Source organism: Novosphingobium sp. THN1, assembly GCF_003454795.1.
Lineage (GTDB): Bacteria > Pseudomonadota > Alphaproteobacteria > Sphingomonadales > Sphingomonadaceae > Novosphingobium.
In genome coordinates this window covers 1,192,852-1,213,895 of record NZ_CP028347.1, presented here as the reverse complement: position 1 = coordinate 1,213,895, position 21,044 = coordinate 1,192,852, and the positions used below count along the sequence as shown (strand labels likewise).

At 64.8% G+C, this 21,044-nt stretch carries 21 protein-coding genes; 10 read left to right on the top strand and 11 right to left on the bottom strand.

What is annotated here, in order from left to right; genetic code table 11:
• The first annotated feature begins 41 nt into the window (after nucleotides 1–41).
• The 3 genes from rplJ (at nucleotide 42) to C7W88_RS06000 (ending at nucleotide 1,587) form a co-directional block, all read left to right on the top strand.
• A complete protein-coding gene (rplJ, locus tag C7W88_RS06010; protein ID WP_039337847.1) occupies nucleotides 42–554 on the top strand; it encodes a 50S ribosomal protein L10 in 513 nt (170 codons plus the stop codon).
• A gap of 69 nt (nucleotides 555–623) precedes the next feature.
• Nucleotides 624–998 (top strand): 50S ribosomal protein L7/L12, encoded by a 375-nt coding sequence (gene rplL / locus C7W88_RS06005; protein ID WP_039337844.1) that lies wholly within the window; start codon nucleotides 624–626, stop codon nucleotides 996–998.
• Nucleotides 999–1,116: 118 nt separating this feature from the next.
• Nucleotides 1,117–1,587, top strand: a complete 471-nt coding sequence (locus tag C7W88_RS06000; RefSeq protein WP_118072870.1) for a hypothetical protein — start codon at nucleotides 1,117–1,119, stop codon at nucleotides 1,585–1,587.
• A 2-nt stretch (nucleotides 1,588–1,589) separates the two neighbouring features.
• Here C7W88_RS06000 and C7W88_RS05995 read toward each other — a convergent pair whose 3' ends face one another.
• Nucleotides 1,590–3,065: a HAMP domain-containing sensor histidine kinase gene (locus C7W88_RS05995; protein ID WP_240344854.1), complete on the bottom strand. Its 1,476-nt coding sequence runs from the start codon at nucleotides 3,063–3,065 to the stop codon at nucleotides 1,590–1,592.
• 170 nt (nucleotides 3,066–3,235) lie between these two features.
• On the opposite strand from C7W88_RS05995, the gene C7W88_RS05990 reads away from it, so the two are divergent.
• The 4 genes from C7W88_RS05990 to C7W88_RS05975 all read left to right on the top strand — a co-directional run bounded on the left by C7W88_RS05990 (nucleotide 3,236) and on the right by C7W88_RS05975 (nucleotide 8,595).
• The gene (locus C7W88_RS05990; RefSeq protein WP_118074611.1) at nucleotides 3,236–4,612 is read left to right on the top strand and encodes an MATE family efflux transporter; all 1,377 of its coding nucleotides are present in this window, start codon (nucleotides 3,236–3,238) and stop codon (nucleotides 4,610–4,612) included.
• Nucleotides 4,613–4,763: 151 nt separating this feature from the next.
• Nucleotides 4,764–5,051: a co-chaperone GroES gene (gene groES, locus C7W88_RS05985; RefSeq protein ID WP_039337841.1), complete on the top strand. Its 288-nt coding sequence runs from the start codon at nucleotides 4,764–4,766 to the stop codon at nucleotides 5,049–5,051.
• 51 nt (nucleotides 5,052–5,102) lie between these two features.
• Nucleotides 5,103–6,746, top strand: coding sequence for a chaperonin GroEL (gene groL / locus C7W88_RS05980; protein WP_118072869.1), 1,644 nt, complete (start codon nucleotides 5,103–5,105; stop codon nucleotides 6,744–6,746).
• Nucleotides 6,747–6,903: 157 nt separating this feature from the next.
• Complete coding sequence (locus tag C7W88_RS05975) at nucleotides 6,904–8,595, top strand: ATP-binding protein (protein ID WP_240344853.1); 1,692 nt, start codon at nucleotides 6,904–6,906, stop codon at nucleotides 8,593–8,595.
• Here the strand turns inward: C7W88_RS05975 and C7W88_RS05970 are convergent.
• The 6 genes from C7W88_RS05970 to C7W88_RS05945 form a co-directional block, all read right to left on the bottom strand.
• Complete coding sequence (locus C7W88_RS05970) at nucleotides 8,582–9,118, bottom strand: GNAT family N-acetyltransferase (protein WP_240344852.1); 537 nt, start codon at nucleotides 9,116–9,118, stop codon at nucleotides 8,582–8,584. The two genes, C7W88_RS05975 and C7W88_RS05970, sit on opposite strands and share 14 nt — an antisense overlap.
• Entirely contained in the window at nucleotides 9,115–10,320 is a 1,206-nt protein-coding gene (locus C7W88_RS05965) for a DUF445 domain-containing protein (RefSeq protein ID WP_118074608.1), read from the bottom strand. Before C7W88_RS05965 ends, C7W88_RS05970 begins: the two co-directional genes overlap by 4 nt.
• A 107-nt stretch (nucleotides 10,321–10,427) precedes the next feature.
• A complete protein-coding gene (locus tag C7W88_RS05960; protein WP_118072868.1) occupies nucleotides 10,428–13,631 on the bottom strand; it encodes an efflux RND transporter permease subunit in 3,204 nt (1,067 codons plus the stop codon).
• A 9-nt stretch (nucleotides 13,632–13,640) separates the two neighbouring features.
• Complete coding sequence (locus C7W88_RS05955) at nucleotides 13,641–14,813, bottom strand: efflux RND transporter periplasmic adaptor subunit (protein ID WP_118072867.1); 1,173 nt, start codon at nucleotides 14,811–14,813, stop codon at nucleotides 13,641–13,643.
• 331 nt (nucleotides 14,814–15,144) lie between these two features.
• Entirely contained in the window at nucleotides 15,145–15,444 is a 300-nt protein-coding gene (locus C7W88_RS05950; RefSeq protein ID WP_118072866.1) for a DUF1153 domain-containing protein, read from the bottom strand.
• A 1-nt stretch (nucleotide 15,445) separates the two neighbouring features.
• Nucleotides 15,446–15,790 carry a hypothetical protein gene (locus C7W88_RS05945; RefSeq protein WP_205525259.1) on the bottom strand — a complete coding sequence of 115 codons (345 nt, stop codon included), beginning with the start codon at nucleotides 15,788–15,790 and terminating at the stop codon, nucleotides 15,446–15,448.
• A gap of 123 nt (nucleotides 15,791–15,913) precedes the next feature.
• Between C7W88_RS05945 and mnmA the strand changes: the two genes are divergently transcribed.
• A complete protein-coding gene (gene mnmA, locus C7W88_RS05940; protein WP_162895928.1) occupies nucleotides 15,914–17,065 on the top strand; it encodes a tRNA 2-thiouridine(34) synthase MnmA in 1,152 nt (383 codons plus the stop codon).
• A gap of 10 nt (nucleotides 17,066–17,075) precedes the next feature.
• Here the strand turns inward: mnmA and C7W88_RS05935 are convergent, their stop codons facing one another.
• Nucleotides 17,076–17,339: a hypothetical protein gene (locus tag C7W88_RS05935; RefSeq protein WP_370073201.1), complete on the bottom strand. Its 264-nt coding sequence runs from the start codon at nucleotides 17,337–17,339 to the stop codon at nucleotides 17,076–17,078.
• 105 nt (nucleotides 17,340–17,444) lie between these two features.
• On the opposite strand from C7W88_RS05935, the gene C7W88_RS24670 reads away from it, so the two are divergent.
• Both C7W88_RS24670 and C7W88_RS05930 read left to right on the top strand, forming a co-directional pair.
• The gene (locus C7W88_RS24670) at nucleotides 17,445–17,795 is read left to right on the top strand and encodes a hypothetical protein (RefSeq protein ID WP_370073200.1); all 351 of its coding nucleotides are present in this window, start codon (nucleotides 17,445–17,447) and stop codon (nucleotides 17,793–17,795) included.
• Nucleotides 17,795–18,601 (top strand): serine hydrolase domain-containing protein, encoded by an 807-nt coding sequence (locus tag C7W88_RS05930; protein ID WP_370073199.1) that lies wholly within the window; start codon nucleotides 17,795–17,797, stop codon nucleotides 18,599–18,601. Before C7W88_RS24670 ends, C7W88_RS05930 begins: the two co-directional genes overlap by 1 nt.
• Nucleotides 18,602–18,610: 9 nt before the next feature.
• On the opposite strand, the gene C7W88_RS05925 is transcribed toward C7W88_RS05930, so the two are convergent.
• Genes C7W88_RS05925 through pdxH form a run of 3 tightly spaced genes read right to left on the bottom strand, consistent with a single transcriptional unit; the run spans nucleotide 18,611 to nucleotide 21,037 of the window.
• Nucleotides 18,611–19,426 carry a PhzF family phenazine biosynthesis protein gene (locus tag C7W88_RS05925; protein ID WP_118072864.1) on the bottom strand — a complete coding sequence of 272 codons (816 nt, stop codon included), beginning with the start codon at nucleotides 19,424–19,426 and terminating at the stop codon, nucleotides 18,611–18,613.
• Nucleotides 19,427–19,436: 10 nt separating this feature from the next.
• On the bottom strand, nucleotides 19,437–20,414 hold the full coding sequence (locus C7W88_RS05920) for a cation diffusion facilitator family transporter (RefSeq protein ID WP_118072863.1): 978 nt from the start codon (nucleotides 20,412–20,414) through the stop codon (nucleotides 19,437–19,439).
• 11 nt (nucleotides 20,415–20,425) lie between these two features.
• Nucleotides 20,426–21,037: a pyridoxamine 5'-phosphate oxidase gene (gene pdxH, locus C7W88_RS05915; RefSeq protein ID WP_118072862.1), complete on the bottom strand. Its 612-nt coding sequence runs from the start codon at nucleotides 21,035–21,037 to the stop codon at nucleotides 20,426–20,428.
• Nucleotides 21,038–21,044: the final 7 nt, after the last annotated feature.

Sequence of the window (21,044 nt, the reverse complement as noted above, 5' to 3'; positions counted from 1 at the left end):
GTCCGGGCCTACCGGTTCAGTCACATGTGAAGGAGTATGGCATGGATCGTTCGCAGAAAGCCGATTCGGTCGCCTTCCTTAACGGCGTCTTCAGCGAGGCCGGCGCGGTGGTCATCACCCGCAACCTCGGCATGACGGTGGCCCAGTCCACCGCCCTGCGCACGAAGATCCGCGAAGCGGGCGCGACCTACAAGGTTGCGAAGAACAGTCTTGCCAAGCTTGCCGTCGCAGGCACCGATTACGAAGGTCTGGGTGATTTCTTCACCGGTCCGACCGCAATCGCCGCCTCTGTCGATCCGGTTGCTGCCGCCAAGGCAGTGGTCGAGTTCGCCAAGACCACCGACAAGATCGAAATCGTCGGTGGTGCAATGGGTTCGCAGGTTCTCAACGAAGCCGGGGTCAAGGCACTCGCCTCCATGCCCAGCCTCGACGAACTGCGCGGCACGCTTATCGGCCTCATCCAGGCTCCGGCCACGAAGATCGCCCAGCTCACGACTGCTCCGGCAGCCAAGCTGGCCCGCGTCTTCGGCGCCTACGCCAAGGAAGCCGCATAAGATTGTTCGGAATCCGCCCGGCCGCGCCATGCGGGCGCACGGGCACCACAAGATCAGGAGTGAAATACCATGGCCGATATCGCCAAGCTCGTTGAAGAACTTTCGAAGCTGACCGTCCTCGAAGCCGCTGACCTCGCCAAGGCTCTCGAAGAAGCATGGGGCGTTTCCGCCGCTGCTGCTGTTGCCGTTGCTGCGGCTCCTGCCGGCGCTGCTGCTGAAGCCGCTGAAGAGAAGACCGAATTCGACGTCATCCTGACCGGCGACGGTGGCAAGAAGATCCAGGTCATCAAGGAAGTCCGCGCGATCACCAACCTGGGCCTGACCGAAGCCAAGGCGCTGGTCGAAGGCGCTCCGAAGGCGATCAAGGAAGGCGTGTCGAAGGCTGAAGCCGAAGACATCAAGAAGAAGATCGAAGAAGCCGGCGGCACCGTCGAAGTCAAGTAATCTTCTTCTTCCGAACTTTCGGAAAAGATACAGGGAAAGGCGGGGCTTCGGCTCCGCCTTTTTCGTTTGAACAAACAGTAGTGTTGCGACATCCTTCCCGGCATTTCCGGGGGATCATATGTCAGCAGATATTGCGCGGTATCGGCGCTTCGCCGCGTTGAGGGTGGAACAGCTCGAGCAGGAAGACCTGAGCCTGCGCCGCCAGTTGTTCTGGGTCCGCGCAGGAAGCTGGCCCCTTCAGGTCATCAGCATCGTCCTGCCGGTAGCGGCCGGATCCATCGCCCTGGGCGATCACCTGTCGGGCTTCGTCTCGCCGCTCAGCTTCATTGGCGCTGCTGCCGTGGCACTGCATCGCGGCCTCAACTGCGAGGCATACCAGAGCGCGCTCAAGCGCACGACGCAGGCAGTGCGCAGCATTGTCGAAGACTATGAATGCATCGGCGCGCTGGCCGACGAGAAGGTCGCCGACGCCTTGCGCAAGGCCGAAGCGCGGCTGCACGAGTTGCGGGCAACGAGCAACGACGTCCCGCCGCGACGGCGCAAGAACCTGCTTCGCCTGGCAGATATGGAGTCACCAGCGCCGGCCTGATGTCAGGCTGGATCGGTGGCCACGGGCACTCTCACGATCACCAGCAACCCGCCGCTTTCGCTTCTGGCAAAGGACAGCTTCCCACCGAAGCGCTGCAGCAGCCGGTCAGCGGTGGGAATGCCGAGGCCAAAGCCGGCAGTGTCGCGCGCGCGGGCGTCATCGATCCGGTAGAACGGCGCGAGGATGCGCTCGAACTGGTCCTCGGAGATGCCCGGCCCCTCGTCGGCAACCAGCACGTGCCAGCGTCCATCCGCATCCGGTTCGACGCAGACCTTGGCCTTGCCGCCATAATGCACGGCGTTCTCGATCAGCGGGTGGAGCGCCATCAGCAGAGGCTCGCGCCACGAGCAGATCATCGCCCCTGGAGTCACCTCGACCGTGGCATTTCCGGCAAAGCTGCCAAGGACAAGATCCGTCACTGCCAGCCCAAGGTCCATCATGGCCGGTTCGGGCGCGAGGTGCTGGGCGCGGAGATAGCGCTGGAGCGACATCAGCATCGCTTCCATCTCGCCCGTGGCGTCGCGGACAAGGCCGGCGATTTCGGCATCGTCGATCAGATCGGCGGCAATGGTCACGCGCGACAGCGGCGTGCGCATGTCGTGGCTGATGGCCTCGAACGAGCGCGCCTGATCCTCGAGCATCGCCGCGATGCGCTCCTGCATGGCGTTCATCGAGCGGGCGAGGCTGCGCAGATCGTCCGGCCCGCTTTCACGCACCGGCACGACCTGCCCCTTGCCGATCGCATCGGCGGCGTCGGTCAGTTCCCGCAACGGTCGGGTAATAATGCGCAGCGACCATAGCGACAGGGCAAAGCTGACGACCGCAGTAACGAGCGTGAGGACCGTGGCGCGCAGCGCGATCGGCCAGCCCGAGGTCACGTCGCGCGAGCGGAAGTTCAGCCAGTGGCCATCGGACAAGCGCATCGCGCCAACCAGGTTGCCGTAGCCCAGACGCGATGGCTCAAGCCCGAGCATCAGTTGCTGGTCTGCCAGCATCGGCTCCCAGCGCAGGATATAGCTGCGGATCTGGGCCACGGCTTCGTCGTCCCGGTCGGGTATCGGATGGGGCGTGTTGCCCAGGGCCACCTCAAGGTGACTGGTGCTCATCGTCGAGCCGACCGCCTCGGGGTGGAGTTCGTGCAGGCGATTGCTGACCACCAGCAGTTCCGCCACACGCCGCGCGTGGTCCTCGCGCAGGGTTTCCTTGTCGATCACATCGTAGAAGGCGAGGCTGGCGATTGCCTGCACCGCCGCCAGCAGCAGCAGCAGCGTCGCGGCGCGAACCGCCAATCGGGACAGATTGGGCCCGTGCGGCGGGTGCGCCTCGATGAACGCGCGCAGGCGGCCTACGCCACCTGCCGATCGCATCTCCGGACTGCGCCCCACGCGCCGCCGGCTTGCCAGATGGCCGAACCCTTGCATCGCCGAAACGCTGTCACCCGCGACGCGACGGGTCAACCATTGCCGCGTGGCGGACATGATTTGTGACACGCGATGACGGGAATCTGCTGTTTTTCAGAAGCTTGTCCATGTGAGACAATCAGCCTCGCTATCCTGCGCAGGCCATGCAGAGGCGCCATCCGGCCGCTTTGCGACTCGCCATCGAAGCGCTTTCCTTCCCGCGCCGGCCCGCCTACACCCCGCGTCCGATGTTCGAACAACCGCCCCACAAATGGATTGACGAGCTGCGCGCGATGCTGCGCCTGGCCGCGCCGCTTGTCGGGGCGAACCTGCTGCAGATGGCGGTATTCGCCGTCGACGTCGTGTTCGTCGCGCGTCTTGGTCCCGAGGCGCTGGCCGCCTCCTCGCTCTCGGTCTCGCTGTTCGGGCTGCTGATCTGGAGCCTGTCCGGTCTGGTCGGCGCGGCCTCGCCCTTGATCGCAGCTGAACTCGGGCGTCGGCGCCACGCGGTCCGCGAGGTGCGGCGCACCGTTCGCATGGCAGGGTGGGCCGGTCTGCTCGCAGCGTTCGTCGCCATTGGCGTATGCCTGCTCGGCGGACCGCTGATGCGCGTGACCGGGCAGGACCCCGGCGTGATTACCCGCGCAGTTCCTTTTCTTGAAGTCCTGATGTGGGCCGCGATCCCGGCTGTGCTTGCCGCTCTGCTGCGCACGGTGGTGGCAACGCTCGGGCGCCCCGGCATCGGTACGGCGATTACCGGCATGGCCGTGGCCATCAATGCGCTGGGCAACTGGGTCTTCGTGTTCGGCCATCTCGGCGCACCGGAACTGGGGCTGCTCGGCTCGGCCATTTCGAGCGTGATGACGAGCGTTGCGATGCTCCTGGCGTTCATGCTGGTCATCCGATTCGACCGGCGGCTGCACCGCTACCGGCTGCTTGGCCGGTGGTGGCGGCCAGAGTGGCAGCGCCTGGGCGACGTCCTCAAGATCGGCCTGCCCATCTGCGGCACGATCATCGCCGAGGCCGGCATGTTCAACGGCGCCGCCTTCCTGATGGGCAGGATCGGCGAAATCGAACTTGCCGCCCATACGCTGGCCCTGCAGTTCGCGGCGATCGCCTTTCAGGTGCCCTTTGGCGTGGGGCAAGCCGCCACGATCCGCGTCGGCCTCGCATATGGCGCGCGAGACAATGCCGCGATTGCGCTGGCCGGAAAGGTCGCAACCCAGCTCGGCATCGGCTTCATGGCGGTTTCGGCGGGGATCATGCTGCTGTTCCCGCTGCAGTTGCTCAGGCTCTACATCGATCCGGCAGCGCCTGAAAACGCGCGCGTTGTCGGGCTTGCCCTGCAGTACATGATGGTGGCGGCTGCATTTCAGCTGTTCGACGGCGCACAGGCCGTGGGGGCGAGCCAGTTGCGCGGCCTGCAGGACACCCGGGTTCCAATGCTCATCGCGATTTTCGGCTATTGGGTTCCGGGCGTGGGCACGGCACTCGCCCTCGGCCTGTTCACCGGCAATGGCGGCCTCGGCGTGTGGTTCGGCCTGCTGGTCGGCCTGATCTTCGTGGCCGGGCTGATGCACTGGCGCTGGCGCAACCGGGCCAGGCTCGGGCTTCTGTCTGCCTGAAGCCGCGCTTCGTCGATTTGTTCATCTGCGTGAAAAGAATCTGCGCCAGACCCATTGACGCCCCTTCTACCGGCACCCATATGCCGCCCGCTGGCACTCTCGCCTTGAGAGTGCCAAGCCTCATTTTTTAACTTGGAAGAGGGAGCAACCCATGACTTTCCGTCCGCTGCACGATCGCGTGCTCGTACGCCGCGTCGAAGCCGAGGAAAAGACTGCCGGCGGGATCATCATCCCCGACAGCGCCAAGGAAAAGCCCGCTGAGGGCGAGATCGTCGCCACCGGCACCGGCGCCCGCGCCGAAAACGGCACGATTACCCCGCTCGACGTCAAGGTCGGCGACCGCGTCCTGTTCGGCAAGTGGTCCGGCACCGAAGTCAAGGTTTCGGGCGAAGACCTGCTGATCATGAAGGAATCGGACATCCTGGGCGTGATCGGCTGAGCCGAACCCCGGATTTCCTGAACCAACTCAAGATATTCAAAGGAACGAGAAATGGCTGCCAAGGACGTACGCTTTTCGCGCGACGCTCGTGAACGCATTCTGCGCGGCGTCGACATCCTCGCCGACGCGGTAAAGGTCACGCTGGGCCCCAAGGGCCGCAACGTCGTGATCGACAAGAGCTTCGGCGCACCCCGCATCACCAAGGACGGTGTCTCGGTCGCCAAGGAAATCGAACTCAAGGACAAGTTCGAGAACATGGGCGCCCAGATGCTGCGCGAAGTGGCCTCGAAGGCCAACGACGCAGCCGGTGACGGCACCACCACCGCGACCGTGCTCGCCCAGGCGATCGTTCGCGAAGGCATGACCGCGGTTGCCGCCGGCATGAACCCGATGGATCTGAAGCGCGGCATTGACATCGCCGTCGGCAAGGTCGTCGAAAACCTCAAGTCGCGCTCGACCCCGGTTGCCGGCTCGTCGGAAATCGCCCAGGTCGGCATCATCTCGGCCAACGGCGACACCGAAGTCGGCCAGAAGATCGCCGAAGCGATGGAAAAGGTCGGCAAGGAAGGCGTGATCACCGTGGAAGAGGCCAAGGGCCTCGAATTCGAACTCGATGTCGTTGAAGGCATGCAGTTCGACCGCGGCTACCTCTCGCCCTACTTCATCACCAACCCGGAAAAGATGACGGTCGAGCTCGAGAACCCGTACATCCTGATCCACGAGAAGAAGCTGTCGTCGCTCCAGGCGATGCTGCCGATCCTCGAGGCGGTTGTGCAGTCGGGCCGTCCGCTCCTCATCATCGCCGAAGACATCGAAGGCGAAGCGCTGGCGACCCTCGTCGTCAACAAGCTGCGCGGTGGCCTCAAGATCGCTGCCGTCAAGGCTCCGGGCTTCGGTGACCGTCGCAAGGCCATGCTGGGCGACATCGCCACGCTGACCGCCGGCGAAATGATCTCCGAAGACCTCGGCATCAAGCTGGAGAGCGTCACGCTCGCCATGCTCGGCCAGGCCAAGAAGGTCACCATCGACAAGGACAACACCACGATCGTCGACGGCGCAGGTTCGGCCGAAGAGATCAAGGCCCGCGTCGAGCAGATCCGTGCGCAGATCGAAGTCACCACTTCGGACTACGACCGCGAGAAGCTGCAGGAGCGTCTGGCCAAGCTTGCTGGCGGCGTTGCCGTGATCAAGGTCGGCGGTGCTACCGAAGTCGAAGTGAAGGAGCGCAAGGACCGCGTCGACGACGCTCTCCACGCCACCCGCGCTGCGGTTGAGGAAGGCATCGTTTCGGGCGGCGGTACTGCGCTGCTCTATGCGACCAAGGCTCTCGACGGCCTCAAGGGCGCCAACGACGACCAGACCAAGGGCATCGACATCGTGCGCCGCGCGATCCAGGCCCCGATCCGTCAGATCGCTGCGAACGCAGGCCATGACGGCGCGGTCGTCGCTGGCAACCTGCTGCGCGAGAACGACGAGAACCAGGGCTTCAACGCTGCGACCGACACCTATGAGAACCTCAAGGCTGCCGGCGTGATCGACCCGACCAAGGTCGTTCGCACTGCCCTGCAGGACGCTGCATCCGTCTCGGGCCTGCTGATCACCACGGAAGCGGCGATCAGCGAGAAGCCGGACGACAAGCCCGCGATGCCGCCGATGGGCGGTGGCATGGGCGGCATGGGCGGCATGGACTTCTAAGTCCACGCAGCTCACGCTGACACGAATTGGGCCGGGAGGAGCGATCTTCCCGGCCTTTTTCGTTCATGGTGCGCAAAAAACGGGAACAAGCTGCGACGAGCCGCGTTTGAAAAAAGATGGACTGCGCCCGATCCTGCTCGCCTGAATTGACCCATCCGTGAAAGACGGCGTCGCCGTAGCGGATCCGTCTTTCCGCGATCCAGCTGTCGGCCATGAGATCTATCGCATCCTGTTCGAGAACATGGACGACGGCTTTTGCGTCATCAAGTTCCTCGATGGGCCCCACGGCCCCCTCAGTGACTATGTCCACGTCCTCGCCAACCCTGCTTACGAGCGGCACACCGGAATTCCGAACGTGGTCGGGCAGCACTTGCGCGACATGGTGCCGGACGAGGCCGATGACTGGATCGCCTTCTACGGCAAGGTGCTGCACACGGGCGAGCCAATCCGGTTCCGCAACGAATTGGTCGCAACCAACCGCCACCTCGAGGTTTCGTCGTTCCGCATCGGCGCGTTCGAGGATCGGCTGGTCGCGGTCCTGTTCAAGGACGTGACCGAGAGGGTCCGGGCCGAAGGCGCCTTGCACCAGCTCAACGAAACGCTCGAACAGCGGATTGCCGATGCGCTCGCGCAGCGTGAGCAGGCCGAGAACGCCTTGCGCCAGGAGCAGAAAATGGAAGCGGTGGGCCAGTTGACCGGTGGCCTGGCGCACGACTTCAACAACCTCCTGGCAGGTATAACCGGCGCGTTCGAGCTGGTAGGCCGACGCGTGAACCAAGGCCGCAGTGACGAGGTGCCACGCTATGTCGAAGCAGGGCTTGGCGCCGCACAACGCGCTGCAGCACTGACCCACAGGTTGCTTGCCTTTTCCCGTCGCCAGACCCTCTCTCCGCGCGCAACGCATGCCAATCGCCTGATCGAGGACTTCATCGAACTCGTCCGGCGCACCATGGGGCCGCAGATCACCGTGCAGACTGATCTCGATCCTGCACTCTGGCTCGCGCTGGTAGACGCCAACCAGCTTGAGAACGCACTGCTCAACCTGTGCATCAATGCCCGCGACGCGATGCCGGACGGCGGCAGGCTTGCCATCTCGACGCTGAATGTCGCGCTGGACGAGGACGATGCGCGAAGCCGCGGTCTTCCATCCGGTGACTACATGACGATCACCGTGTCCGATTCCGGCGTGGGCATTGCCGACGAAGATCTCGAGCGCGTTTTCGAACCCTTCTTCACGACCAAGCCCACAGGCAAGGGAACGGGCTTGGGCCTGTCAATGGTCTATGGCTTTGCACGCCAGAGCAACGGCATTGTCCGCATCCGTTCGACACAGGGAGCGGGCACGCAAGTGCGGATCTACCTGCCAAGGCACGATGCCGCGCTCGAGGATGTCGTGGAGCACTCAGACAGCCGTGACCTCGATACGCCGCCCGATGCCACCGTGCTGGTCGTGGATGACGAACCTACCGTGCGCATGATGATGCTCGACGCGCTGGCCATGATCGGCATGCGCTGCATCGAAGCTGCCGATGGCGCAGCGGCGCTTGCCATGCTTGATCGGCACCCCGACATCGACCTGCTTGTCACCGACGTGGGCCTGCCAGGTGGGCTCAACGGCCGACAGGTTGCCGACGAGGCTCGCCGCCGCTTGCCGGATCTCGGCGTGCTGTTCGTGACAGGTTACGCCGACAGCGTAGTGCTGCAGAACGATGCCCGTCTGGAGAATCGAACTGCGGTCCTGACCAAGCCCTTCCCGATCGAGGAACTCCAGCGACAGGCCGCGCGCCTGCTCGCCGGCAGTCTAGCCCATCCCTCTGGAGTGTCGTTTCCCGCAGTCAGCTCTCTATGATCCGCTCGTAGAGGTCGACAGCCGCTTCGTCCTGGAAGGTATGTTCGTCATAACGAACGAAGCCAAGATGCTCGGCCAGTCGCACGGACGAATGGTTTTCAGGCTCGATCATGCAAGCGATGCGGCGCGGGTCGTGAGTGCGGTCGAACCAGTCCAGCGCCGCCGCCATGCCTTCTCTTGCATAGCCACGGCCCCAGAACGGACGCGCCACGATCCATCCTGCCTCGACCACGTCATCAAGCCCCTTGCCGAAGCCGCGCAGCGAATGGAACAGGCCCATCTGCCCGACGAAAGCATTACTGCCTTTCTCGTGCACGATGAACATGCCGTAGCCGTACAACTGCCATGAGCCTGCACCGCGCAAGGCGCGCGAGAACATGTCGGTAGTCGGGTCTTCCGGCCGTGGCCCGAGGAAGCGGTGAACTTCCGGATCGGCCACAAGATCACGCAGGAGCAGGTAATCGTCGCGCTGCGGCACTCTGAGGATCAGGCGATCCGTCTCCAACTGCGGCAGCACGTTCACAACATCACGTCCATCGCATGGAGCACGAGGCCGACCAGCCCACCGACGAGGGTGCCGTTGATGCGGATGAACTGCAGGTCCCGGCCGACGGCGCCTTCGATGCGGTCGGTCACCGTGCGGGCGTCCCACCGCTTGACGGTTTCGGACACCAGTCGTACGATTTGCGCGCCGTAACGCGTCGACACGCCAACCAGCGTCCGCCGGGCAAAACGATTGACCATCTTCTGCAGTCGCACGTCGCGTTGCAACGCATTGCCAAGCTCGGCAAGGCTGGCTCCCAGCTGGCCGCCAAGCGCCCCACGCGGATTGCGGACAAGCTGCAGGAGGCGCATCCGGCCGCGTTCCCACAGCCCGTCCAGCCACCGCCCGAACGCAGGATTGGCCAGCACCTCACGCTTCATCCGTTCGACCTTCGCGCGCATCTCGGCATCGTTCACCAGATCGTCGGCAAGCGTTGCCAGCCCTTCCTCGATCTTGCGACGCAAGGGATGGTCGGGGACGACCAGAGTCTCGGCGAGAAGCTTGTAGAGGCCATCCAGGATCGCGTTCGCCAGCTTCTCGTCCAGCCCGGTCCAGCGCAGGATCGTATTGGCGCGCTCGTGGATGGTCGACTGGATGAGCTGCTCGTTTGCCTCGATCGTTTCGGCAGCCTTGCGGATCAGGCTTTCGATCACCGGCATGTGCCGACCATCGGCGATGGCCGCCCCCAGCAACTGTCCCAACAGCGGCGCCAGCTCCAGCTTTTCGAGCTGCGTCCGCAACGCGCCTTTGGCAAGACCGCCCAGTTCATCCGGATCGAGCGATTCCAGCACGTCGGCCAGCAGCCCTGCCGCGCCATCGCGCAGGCGGCTTTCCCCGGTTCGCGGGTCTGAAAGAAACGCACCGGCGGCGGCGGCGGCGTTGACCGCTCCCATGCGGCGCGCCACCACCTGGGGGGTGAGGAAATTGGCTTGCAGGAACGACGCCATCGTATCGGCGATGCGGTCCTTGTTTTCCGGAATGATCGCGGTGTGCGGAATCGGTAGGCCCAGCGGATGCCGGAACAGTGCAGTTACCGCAAACCAGTCTGCCAGACCGCCGACCATCGCCGCCTCGGCAAACGCCCGGATGAAGCCGATCGCCGGGTGCAGCCCTTCATACCGGCGCGTTGCAATATAGATCAGCGCCATCGCCACCAGCAGACAGGTGGCGACGATGCGCATGCGGCGCGCACGATCAGCCACCACCGGCATCACGCGCCCTCTTCCGATGCGGACGGGTCCGCTGGAGATCGAAGGCGCGGCTTCGACTGGCTGTGGCAATTCGGCGGTCACTCCGCCGGAAATGCCTCGTGCTGCGGTTCGTTCCGCGTTGCGGGTATGACCGGCTTGGAGGCGTGGGCCGGCTGCGGCGCAGGTTCATGGCCGAGTACCTTGCGGGCAAGCCATGGACCCAGACGCTTTTCGAGGCCATCGGCGAGGCTGAAGCCTGCCGGCACGATCAGCAGCGTCAGGGCCGTGGACAGGGTAAGCCCGCCGATCACCACGATGCCCATCGGCGCACGCCATCCGCCATCGCCGCCAACCGAGACCGCAGTCGGGATCATGCCCGCAACCATGGCTACGGTGGTCATGATGATCGGCTGTGCGCGCTTGTGCCCAGCCTCGGTAATGGCAGCAAGCTTTTCCTGGCCAGTCGCCATCTCCTCGATCGCGAAGTCGATCAGCAGGATCGAGTTCTTCGCCACGATGCCGAACAGCATGAGAATGCCGATGAACACGGGCAGAGAAAGGGCCTGCCCCATCAGCCAGATCGCCAGCAATCCGCCCAGCGGCGCCAGGAACAGCGAGCCCATGTTGACCAGCGGCGAGATGAAGCGGTGGTAGAGCAGCACCAGCACCGAGAACACCAGCAGGATGCCCGAGGCGACGGCGATGACGAAGTTGTACATCAGCTCGGCCTGGAACTTGTCTTCGCCCGCCGCCGTGTTGGAAACGCCCTGCGGCAGGTTCTTCATCACCGGCAGCTTCGCGATGGCGTTCATGGCATCACCCTTGACCACGCCCGGCGGCAAGTCCGCACCAACGAAGACGCGGCGGCTCTGGTTGTAGCGCTGGATCTGCGTCGGCCCCGAACCGAAATCGATCTCGGCCACGCGCGATAGTGGAACCGAGCCACCGGAGGCAGTCGGCACCGGCAGATTTTCCAGCGTCGACAAGTCGCGGCGCGAGGCTTCGGGCAGCTTCACGCGGATTGGCACCTGGCGATCGGACAGCGAAAACTTCGCGCTGTTCTGGTCGATTTCGCCCTGCGTCGCGATGCGGATCACCTGGCTGAGGGTCTGCGTCGTCACGCCGAGGCTTGCCGCAAGATCGAGCCTTGGCTTGATGATCACTTCAGGCCGACGCAGATCGGCGCTGATCCGCGGCGCCACGACAAGCGGCAGCGTGCTCATCTGATCGACCAGCGTCTGTGCAGTCTTCTGAAGCAATTCGGGATCCGACCCGGCCAGCATGATGCTGATCGGTCGGCCCGAACCACCACCCGGACCGCTCGGCCCCTGGGCCTGGAAGTTCGCCCGGATGTCGGAGATCGACTGCAGTTGCGGGGTCAGTTCGCGTTCGAAGACCAGGCTCGTCCGCTCACGGTCGGGCCGGAGGTTGACGTAGATGTTGCCGCGTCCCTCGCGCACCGAGGCCAGCTGCGATTCGACCTCGGGCTGCTTGGCGAGCAGGGCGACGACCTCGCCCACCTTGCGCTCGGTCTGCTGCAGGGTCGTGCCCGGGACCATCTCGATGGTTACCGTGCTCGAATCGCTGTCGGCGTCGGGGAAGAACTGTGCCGGGATCGACATGAACATGACGATGGTCAGCACGAAGGCACCGACCCCGATGCCCATCATCCACAACCGGTGGTCGCGCAGGCGCGCGCGGAAGCGGCGGCGCGGATGCTCGGCGCGGTAGGCCCTCGCCTTCGAGGTATCGAGCGACCAGCCCAGCACCTTCATGTACTTGTCCATCCACGGCCCGGTGCCGTGCTCGGCCTCGCCATGCGCCTGCAGGAAATAGGCCGCGATCATCGGCGTGATCATGCGCGCAACCAGCAGCGAGAACAGGACCGAGATGACCACGGTCAGGCCGAAGTTCTTGAAGAACTGGCCGGATACGCCGGGCATCAACGCCACGGGGAAGAACACGGCGACGATCGAGAAGGTCGTCGCCACAACGGCGAGACCGATCTCGTCGGCCGCGTCGATTGCCGCCTGATAGGCGGTCTTGCCCATTCGCATGTGTCTGACGATATTCTCGATCTCGACGATCGCGTCATCGACCAGCACGCCCGCGACAAGCCCCAGGGCCAGCAGCGACATCTGGTTGAGCGTGAAGCCCATCAGGTCGAGCACCCAGAACGTGGGAATCGAGGACAGGGGAATGGCCAGCGCCGAGACGATCGTCGCGCGCCAGTCCCGCAGGAACAGGAACACCACGACCACCGCCAGCACAGCGCCCTCGACCATCGCGTTCATCGAGGAACGATACTGATCCTTGGTCTGGATGACCGAGGTGAACAGGAGCTCGAAGTGGATCTTGCCGCCCTGCTCCTGCTTGATCTTCTCCATTTCCTTGAGCGCGCCGTCATAGACCGACACGTCGGATTCGGCGCGGGCACGCGAGAACGAGAAGGTGACGACAGGCTTGCCGTTGAACTTCGCGATCGAGGTCAGTTCGCTGTAGGAATCGCTGACATCGGCAACGTCGGACAGACGCACCGTCCGATTGCCGCTGAGATTGATCTCCGTCTGGGACAGTTCATACGCGCTCTTCGCATTGCCAAGGACGCGAACAGACTGGCGCGAACCGGCCACTTCGGTCTTGCCGCCGGCCGCGTTGATGTTGACCTGGCGCAGCGCCGCGTTGACCTGGCTCGCCGTCACACCGAGGCTCGTCATCTTCATCGGATCGAGCGTGACGGCAATCTCGCGATTGACCCCGCCCGAACGGCTGACTTCGGCCATGCCGGGCACGGTCAGCAGGCGCTTGGCGATCGTGTCGTCAATGAACCACGAAAGCTGCTCGATGGTCATGTCGTCGGCCGCGACGGCAAAATAGGCGATCGGGTTGGACGATGTCTCGACCTTGAAGACCTGCGGCTCGAGGATTCCCTCGGGCAGGTCGGAACGGATCTGGTCGACCTTGTTCTTGACCTCGTTGACCGCGGCGTTGATGTCCTGGCCGATCTTGAACTGGACCTGCGTCTGGCTGCTGCCTTCAGAGGCGGTAGAAGTCAGGGTGTCGACACCGGCGATCGAACGCACGGCGGATTCGACACGCTGCGTGATCTGGTTCTCGATTTCCGTCGGCGCAGCGCCGGGCTGGCTGATCTGGACGATGACGACCGGGAATTCGATGTCCGGATTGTCCTGGACCTTCATCTGCATGAACGAGACGAGGCCCGCGAGCGTAAGCCCGAGGAACAGGACGATGGGTACGACCGGGTTGCGGATGCACCAGGCCGAGATGTTCTGGAAGTTCATCGCCAGCCCTTATTTCTGAACGACCGGCCGGACCTTGTCCCCCGGATTGAGGAAGCCGCCGGCCCGCAGCACGATCCGTTCGCTGCCCGAAAGGCCTTCGACCACGGCGATGCCTTTGGCACTGACCTGACCGGTCTTGACCGCGCGGCGGACCGCCTTGTCGTCCTTGTCGATCACGAAGACGTATGAGCCCTTGTCGTCGCTGAGGATGGCCGATTCCGGGAGAAGCGGGGCATTGGTCGTGCCCGACACCAGCGTTGCGGTGGCAAAACCGCCGGGGCGCAGGACCTTGTCGTAGGCAAGGGCAATGCGCGCGATCCCTTCGCGACTGGTCTGGTCGATCGTCGGCGAGAGCTGCCAGACCTGGCCCGAGAACTTGCGGTCTGTGCCAACTGGCGTGACGTCCGCGCTCGCCCCGACGGAAAGACGCGCAAGATCGGACTCCGACAGGCGCGCCTGCATTTCCATCTGCCCATCACGCGCCATCGAGAACAGGACACCCGAACCCGGAGTGACGATCTGGCCCGGTTCGGCCGCGCGCGTCAGGACAAGGCCCGCCGCCGGCGCGACGATGTTCAGGCGCGCGGCGCGGGCGCCGAGTTCGCCAAGGCTCGCCCGTGCCACGCGCACCCGCGCATTGGCTGCGTCGCGGGTGGCAGTGAGCCGGTCGATGTCCGCCTTCGAGATGAAGCCGCGCTCCACCAGCTTCAGCGCACGATCGAGGTTGGCCTGCGCGAGGCGGGCATCGGCGGCGGCCACTTCGACGTTTGCGGCCTGGCTCGCGATCTGCTGGCCCTGCACCGACCGGTCGATCACGGCAAGGACCTGGCCTGCACGGACCCAGTCGCCCGCATCGACCAGCACCTGGACGATCTGCCCGCCTTCTCCGGCGACCCCGACCGGCATCTCGCGCCGCGCGGCAATCGTGCCGCTGGCCGTGATGGTTCCGGCGATGGTGGTGGTGCCGGGCACCACGACGGTCACGACCTGCGCCTGCGATTCCTGCGCATCAGCGGCGGCATTGCCATCGCCCCGGTGCATCAGGAACCACACCCCGGCCAGGACCGCCACAACAACCGCGCCGATGATCCAGAGCCGTCGGGACGACCGCTGACCGTCACCCTCTCCGTCAAACATGGGCGAGGCTGCGTTGTCGGCGTTGATCGTCGTTTCGTAGTTCATGTTCGTCAATGCCTTCGTCCCGTAGCGGGGCGAGGGCAGGCCCCTTGGAATTCGAGTAGGTGTGTTACATTCATAACGCACTTGCCGCAAGCATGCGGCACCGCCGTATGGCAGGTCATTGCACTGCAATAGCTACCCTTCCGACGAGGCGCAATTCCGTCTCGACGAAGGACTTATGCCGAAATGGACACCGTGTCTTTCTTGCACCTGTAACTTTTTGTAACCGGTCGGCGACCTTTGCAGTGCAGGCAAACAACGGAACAGATGCCCAAAAGAACAACGGCCGCCTCCCGAAGGAAGCGGCCGCCGCGGATGGAGCTGGTGCTTGCGATCAATACTTGAGCTGTCGCTCGTAGAGATCGCGATAATGCTGGATACGGGTCACGCGCAGGCCCTGCATGCCCGAGCGGTCGACCGCGCGCTGCCACGATGCAAACTCCTCGAGCGTGAGGTTGTAGCGCTCGCAGACCTCGTCGATAGTCAGGAGCCCGCCGTTCACGGCCGCGACGACTTCCGCCTTGCGACGAACGACCCAGCGCGTGGTGTTGGCAGGCGGCAGACTATCGATCGTCAGGGGCTCCCCGAGCGGGCCGATGACTTGTGCCGGACGGATTTTCTGGTTCTCGATCATGTCAATCTCGTGCTTCGGCGCGGCCCTGCCGCGTCACGGTCATATCGGCGGCGAATGTGCCCAAATCGGCTTTGCTATTCGCTGAAGAGGTTGGGTTAACGACTCGTTCATGCGCCGGATTGCCCTGCACGTTCGACGCAATGAATGTAGCAGTGAGCCGGTGAAAGCTGCCACCGCGTTCGGCATCGCCGTGCTCTCCGTCGGCACCCAGCGATCGACGCAAATCCTGCGTTGCGGCAATGCGGGCGCACAGCCCGTGCCAAGACAGCGGACGCAATCCGGTCCCGGCCGCCAAAGCCGTGTCGCCGCCGAAAAACGCCGCGTGATCGTTCAAACTCATATCCATCGCCGTGCTTCTAGGCGCGAGATGGCTAAGGTCCGGTAAAGGGCCCGTTTAGCTGTTGTTTATCTTGTGGCAGTCCAATGCCGCGCCGTTTGGCACGCTTTGCGCTGCGGCGCCAAACCGACTATGGCGCGCACCATGCTCGATACGGCAACACTTCCCGATCTTTTCGACCTGCCGCAACCGCTCAAGGCGCGGCGCATCGTCGTCGCCATGTCGGGCGGCGTCGACAGCTCGGTCGTCGCGGGAATCGCTGCAGCAAGCGGGGCCGAAGTGATCGGCGTAACCCTGCAACTTTACGATTATGGCGCGGCAACCGGGCGCAAGGGTGCCTGCTGCGCCGGTGATGACATCCGCGATGCGCGCGCCGTGGCCGACCGCCTGGGCATCGCGCACTATGTCTTCGATCACGAATCGAGCTTCCGCGAGGAAGTGGTCGAACGCTTTGCAGACGATTATCTCAACGGTCGGACTCCGATTCCCTGCGTCCGCTGCAACATGGGGCCGAAGTTTACCGATCTGCTGGCAATGGCGCGCGAACTTGGCGCAGATTGCCTTGCCACCGGCCACTACGTGCGCCGCGTGGTCGGTGCTGACGGCCCCGAACTCCACCGCGCGTTCGATCCCGCGCGCGACCAGTCCTACTTTCTCTATGGCACGACCGAGGCCCAGCTCGATTTCCTGCGCTTTCCTTTAGGCGGATTGCCCAAGACCGAGACGCGGCGCATCGCCGAGGACATGGGCCTCGTCGTCGCCGCCAAGCCCGACAGCCAGGACATCTGCTTCGTGCCCGATGGCGACTACGCCAGAATCGTCCGTTCGGTACGCCCCGAGGGCGATGCGCCGGGCGAGATCGTCCATGCCGCCACTGGCGAAGTGCTCGGGCACCATCGCGGCATCATTCACTATACCGTCGGCCAGCGACGCGGCCTCGAGATCGGCGGGCAGCCCGAACCGCTCTACGTGATCGGCCTCGACGCACCGCAGCGCCGCGTGCTGGTGGGACCGCGCCCGATGCTGGCCGTCAGCCGCGCGACGATCACGGAAACCAACCGCATCGGCCCGCTCCCGGCAGGCCCGCTGACGGCAAAGGTGCGCTCGCTGGCCAAGCCCGTCCCGGTCGAACTCGATGGCCCGTTCGGCGAAGGCGCCACTGCAACGATTCGCTTCCTGCAGCCCGAATACGGCGTCGCCCCGGGGCAGGCCGCAGTGCTCTATGCGGGCGAGCGGGTGATCGGCGGCGGCTGGATCGATTCGACCAAGCGTTGGGACGCCTGAACCTTGCGGCCTATTTCTTCCAGGGCTCGAGCATGCAGCCCGGCCCCTTGCGATAGGTTGCGGTCTGGCTGAACACGAGGGCGAAGCGCGCTGTCACGCTCTTGGCCTCGGCGTCCTCGCTCAGGGACACCAGTTCCATCCCCGGCTCGAAGTCCTTGCGGCAATCCGACAGTTCGCGTCCGCCGACAAAGCGGCACGAACACGCGACGCGCGCGCCATAGCTGGCTCCTGTCGTCGCATAGCCGTGAATTGCCGGCCAGAACGTCGCCAGCACCGCAAGCAGCAGAGCCAGTGCAATCAGCAGCGCGCGCCAGCGCCAGCTGCGCTTGGGCGCGATCGTCAGTGACGGAGCTGTGGGGAACTGTGGTTGCCGGTTGCCATGACTGCCGATTCTGGTCGAAAGGACTGGCCCGATGGCCCGCCGCTCGCTCTCCCTTATCCTGACCCTCGCGCTGCTGCCAGCCGTGGCTGCCTGTTCGCGGGGACGAATGAGGCCGATGGGCCGCCGCCCGTCTCGGAAGAGGCGCTGAAGGCGGTGGTGAAGGAGCCGGGCACCGATCGCGAGAAGCTGGCCCGCGCCGTCGACGCGCTGTTCGCGCCGGAGATGGGCGAGACCCGTGCCGTCGTGGTGATGAAGAACGGGCGCATCGTCGCCGAGCGCTATGCCGAGGGCTATCACGAGAACACGCGCTTCATCAGCTGGTCGATGGCCAAGTCGGTAACGGGGTGATGATCGGGATGCTGGTGTCCGACGGGCGCCTGCGGCTCGACGAGACCGCGCCGGTTCCGGCGTGGCAGCGCCCCGGCGACCCGCGCGGCGAGATCACACTGCGCCAGCTGCTGCAGATGCGCTCGGGCCTGCGCCATTCCGAGGCGATCGATCCGGTCTACGAATCCGACGAAGTGCGCATGCTGTTCCTTGACGGGCGTGACGACATGGCGCGCTATGCCGAGGACCAGCCGCTTGAAGCAGAGCCGGGCCGCAAGTTCGAGTACTCCTCGGCGACCAGTGTGATCCTTGCCGATCTCGCGGCGCGCGTGCTCTCGCCTGCGCCGAACCCCGAAAATCGCCGCCAGGCCGTGGCCGACTACCTGCGTACCCGCCTGTTCGAACCGGCCGGCATGAAATCGATGCTGCCCGAGTTCGACGCATCGGGCACGCTGATCGGCGGTTCGCTGATCCACGGCACCGCGCGTGACTGGGCAAAGTTCGGCGAGTTCCTGCGCAACAAGGGCTCGGTCAAGGGCGCGCAGATCATCCCGCGGCAGTGGATCGAGTTCATGGTCACGCCCTCCCCGCGCGAAGCGCAGTACGGCGCGCAGATCTGGCTGAACCGGACGCCGACAAGTGGCGAATCCTCGCTGTTTCCCGATCGCGGCCCGAAGGACCTGTTCGCCTGCATCGGCCATCTCGGCCAATACGTGATGGTCAGCCCGAGCCGGGGCCTCACCGTGGTCCGCCTCGGCAAGACGCAGGACGACAAGCTGGCCCCGCTGGTCGACGGCCTGGCAGACGTGGTGGCGCTCTACCGTTAGGCCATTGGCTTACGGGAGGCGGAAGATGCCTTCCACAACCGTCACGCAATCCCCGCCCAGCAGCACGCGATCACCTTCCAGCCGGCAGACGAAGTCCGCGCCGCGTGCCGAGGCCTGATACGCCGAGAACGTCATGCGGCCGAGCTTGGCGACCCAATATGGCGTCAGCGCCGCGTGGGCCGACCCGGTGGCCGCGTCCTCGTCAATCCCGCCGCCCGGCACAAACACCCGGCTGACAATGTCTGCGCCCGAGGGATGGCCTGCCCCCGCCGCAGTGGCGATGAACTGGACATCGCCGAATTGCAGGAGCGCCTTGAAATCGGGAGCCAGTGCCAGAACCTCGGCCGAAGTCGGATAATGGAAGATATTGTAGCCATCGCCCTGCCAGACTTCGGTAGGCCGGCCCGGCCCGAGCAGAGGCACGGCTGCGTCAAACGATCCCGGTGAAGTCGGGACGGCAGGCAGGGAAAGGACGTACCGATCGCCATCTCGTGACACTTCAAGCACGCCTGCCCTGCGCGTCGAGAAAGTGACGCGACCACGCATCGGGTCCTGCCCCAACACAACGTGGCCCGATGCCAGCGTGGCGTGTCCGCACATCGCCACCTCGACGGCAGGCGTGAACCAGCGCAGTTCGAAATCTGCCCTGCCGCTATGGTCGGGCACGAGGAATGCGGTTTCCGCGAACATGTTCTCGGCACCGATCGCCTGCAGCGTTGTGTCATCGGGCCAGGCTTCGAGCATCATCACGGCAGCCTGGTTCCCACCAAGGGCGCGCGCAGTGAAGGCATCGACATGGAAGTAGGGCACTCTGGAATCGGTCACGAGGCTGTCCTCAAGAGTTGGGCGCACCTTGGGCGAGGATCGCCGGGCTGGTTCCATCGGGACCGGGGCTGAGGAGGTTCTCCGCACCCATGATGTCTTCGTCGACCAGTCCCTCGGGATCGGGGTGAATGAGGATCTCGACGCCGGGGAACTCCGCCATCAGCTTGTCCTCGATCTCGTCCATAACACGATGCGCCTCGGTCACGGTCATGCGTCCGTCGACCCAGACGTGGAACTGGACGAAATCGCGGTTGCCGCTGGTGCGGGTGCGCAAGTCATGCAGGCCCTTGAGTTCCGGATGCGCCGCGACGACTTCGAGAAAGCGCTCGCGCTTTTCGAGCGGCCATTCGTGGTCCATCAGCTGATCGACGGCTTCCTGCGATGCGCCCCACGCGCCCCAGGCCAGCCACAGCGCGATGCCGAACGCGAACACCGCATCCGCGCCCTTGATGCCCACGTAAGTGTCGAGCACCAGCGCGGCGATGACCGCGAGGTTGAGGAACAGGTCGGACTTGTAGTGGACGTTGTCGGTGCTGATGGCCAGGCTGCCGGTCTGCCGGATGACGTGGCGCTGGTAGGCCAGCAGTGCCAGCGTGGCGCCGAGCGCGATGGTCGAGACGACGACACCCGATTCGGCCTCGGCCACTTGCGCCTGCCCGAGGAACTGCCCGACCGCGCGGAAGGCAAGGCCGATGGCCGAGATCGAGATCAGCACGACCTGGAACATCGCCGCCAGCGCCTCGGCCTTGCCGTGCCCGAAGCGGTGGTTGTGGTCATCGGGCTGCGAGGCGACCCACACGCCGAGCAAGGTCGCAAGGCTTGCCACGAGGTCGAGCGCGGTATCCGCGAGCGAGCCGAGCATGGCGGTCGACCCGGTGGACAGGACCGCCCACGCCTTCATGCCGACCAGCAGCACCGCCACCGAAATGCTGGCAAGCGCCGCCTTGCGATTGAGGTCGGCGTGGGTGTCGGTGCGGGTCATGTCCATGTTTCAGGCCCTTAAGGGTAAAGCAGGGTGCTGGTCCAGCCGCCTGCGCCGTCGCCAACGAAGCGGCGGCGTTCGTGGAGGCGGTAGTCGCGATCCTGCCAGAACTCGATTGCCGAAGGGGTCACGCGGTAACCGGACCAGTGCGCCGGGCGCGGCACATTGCCATCGGGGTACTGCTGCCGCAGCGCATCGACCCGGTCGAGGTAGACCTGCCGGTCGGGCAGCGGGCGCGACTGGTCGGACGCCGCCGAGCCGAGCCGGGATTCGGGATGCCGGCTGGCGAAGTAGGCGTCGGCCTCCGCGGCCGTGACTTCGGCAATCATGCCTTCGATGCGGATCTGGCGGCGCAGCGACTTCCAGTGGAACAGCAGCGCGACGTTGGGATTTGCCGCCAGCTCCCCGCCCTTGCGGCTGTGGAAGTTGGTGTAGAACACGAAGCCGTCCGGGCCGTGGCCCTTGAGCAGCACCATCCGCACCGAGGGGTGGCCATCGGGCGTGGAGGTGGCCAGCGCCATCGCATTGGGGTCGTTGGGCTCGTTGGCCTGGGCCTGCGCGAACCACGATTCGAAGATCGCGATGGGATCGGCGTGGGGGATCGCGTCGGAATTCTGTTCAGGTTGCACTGGAATT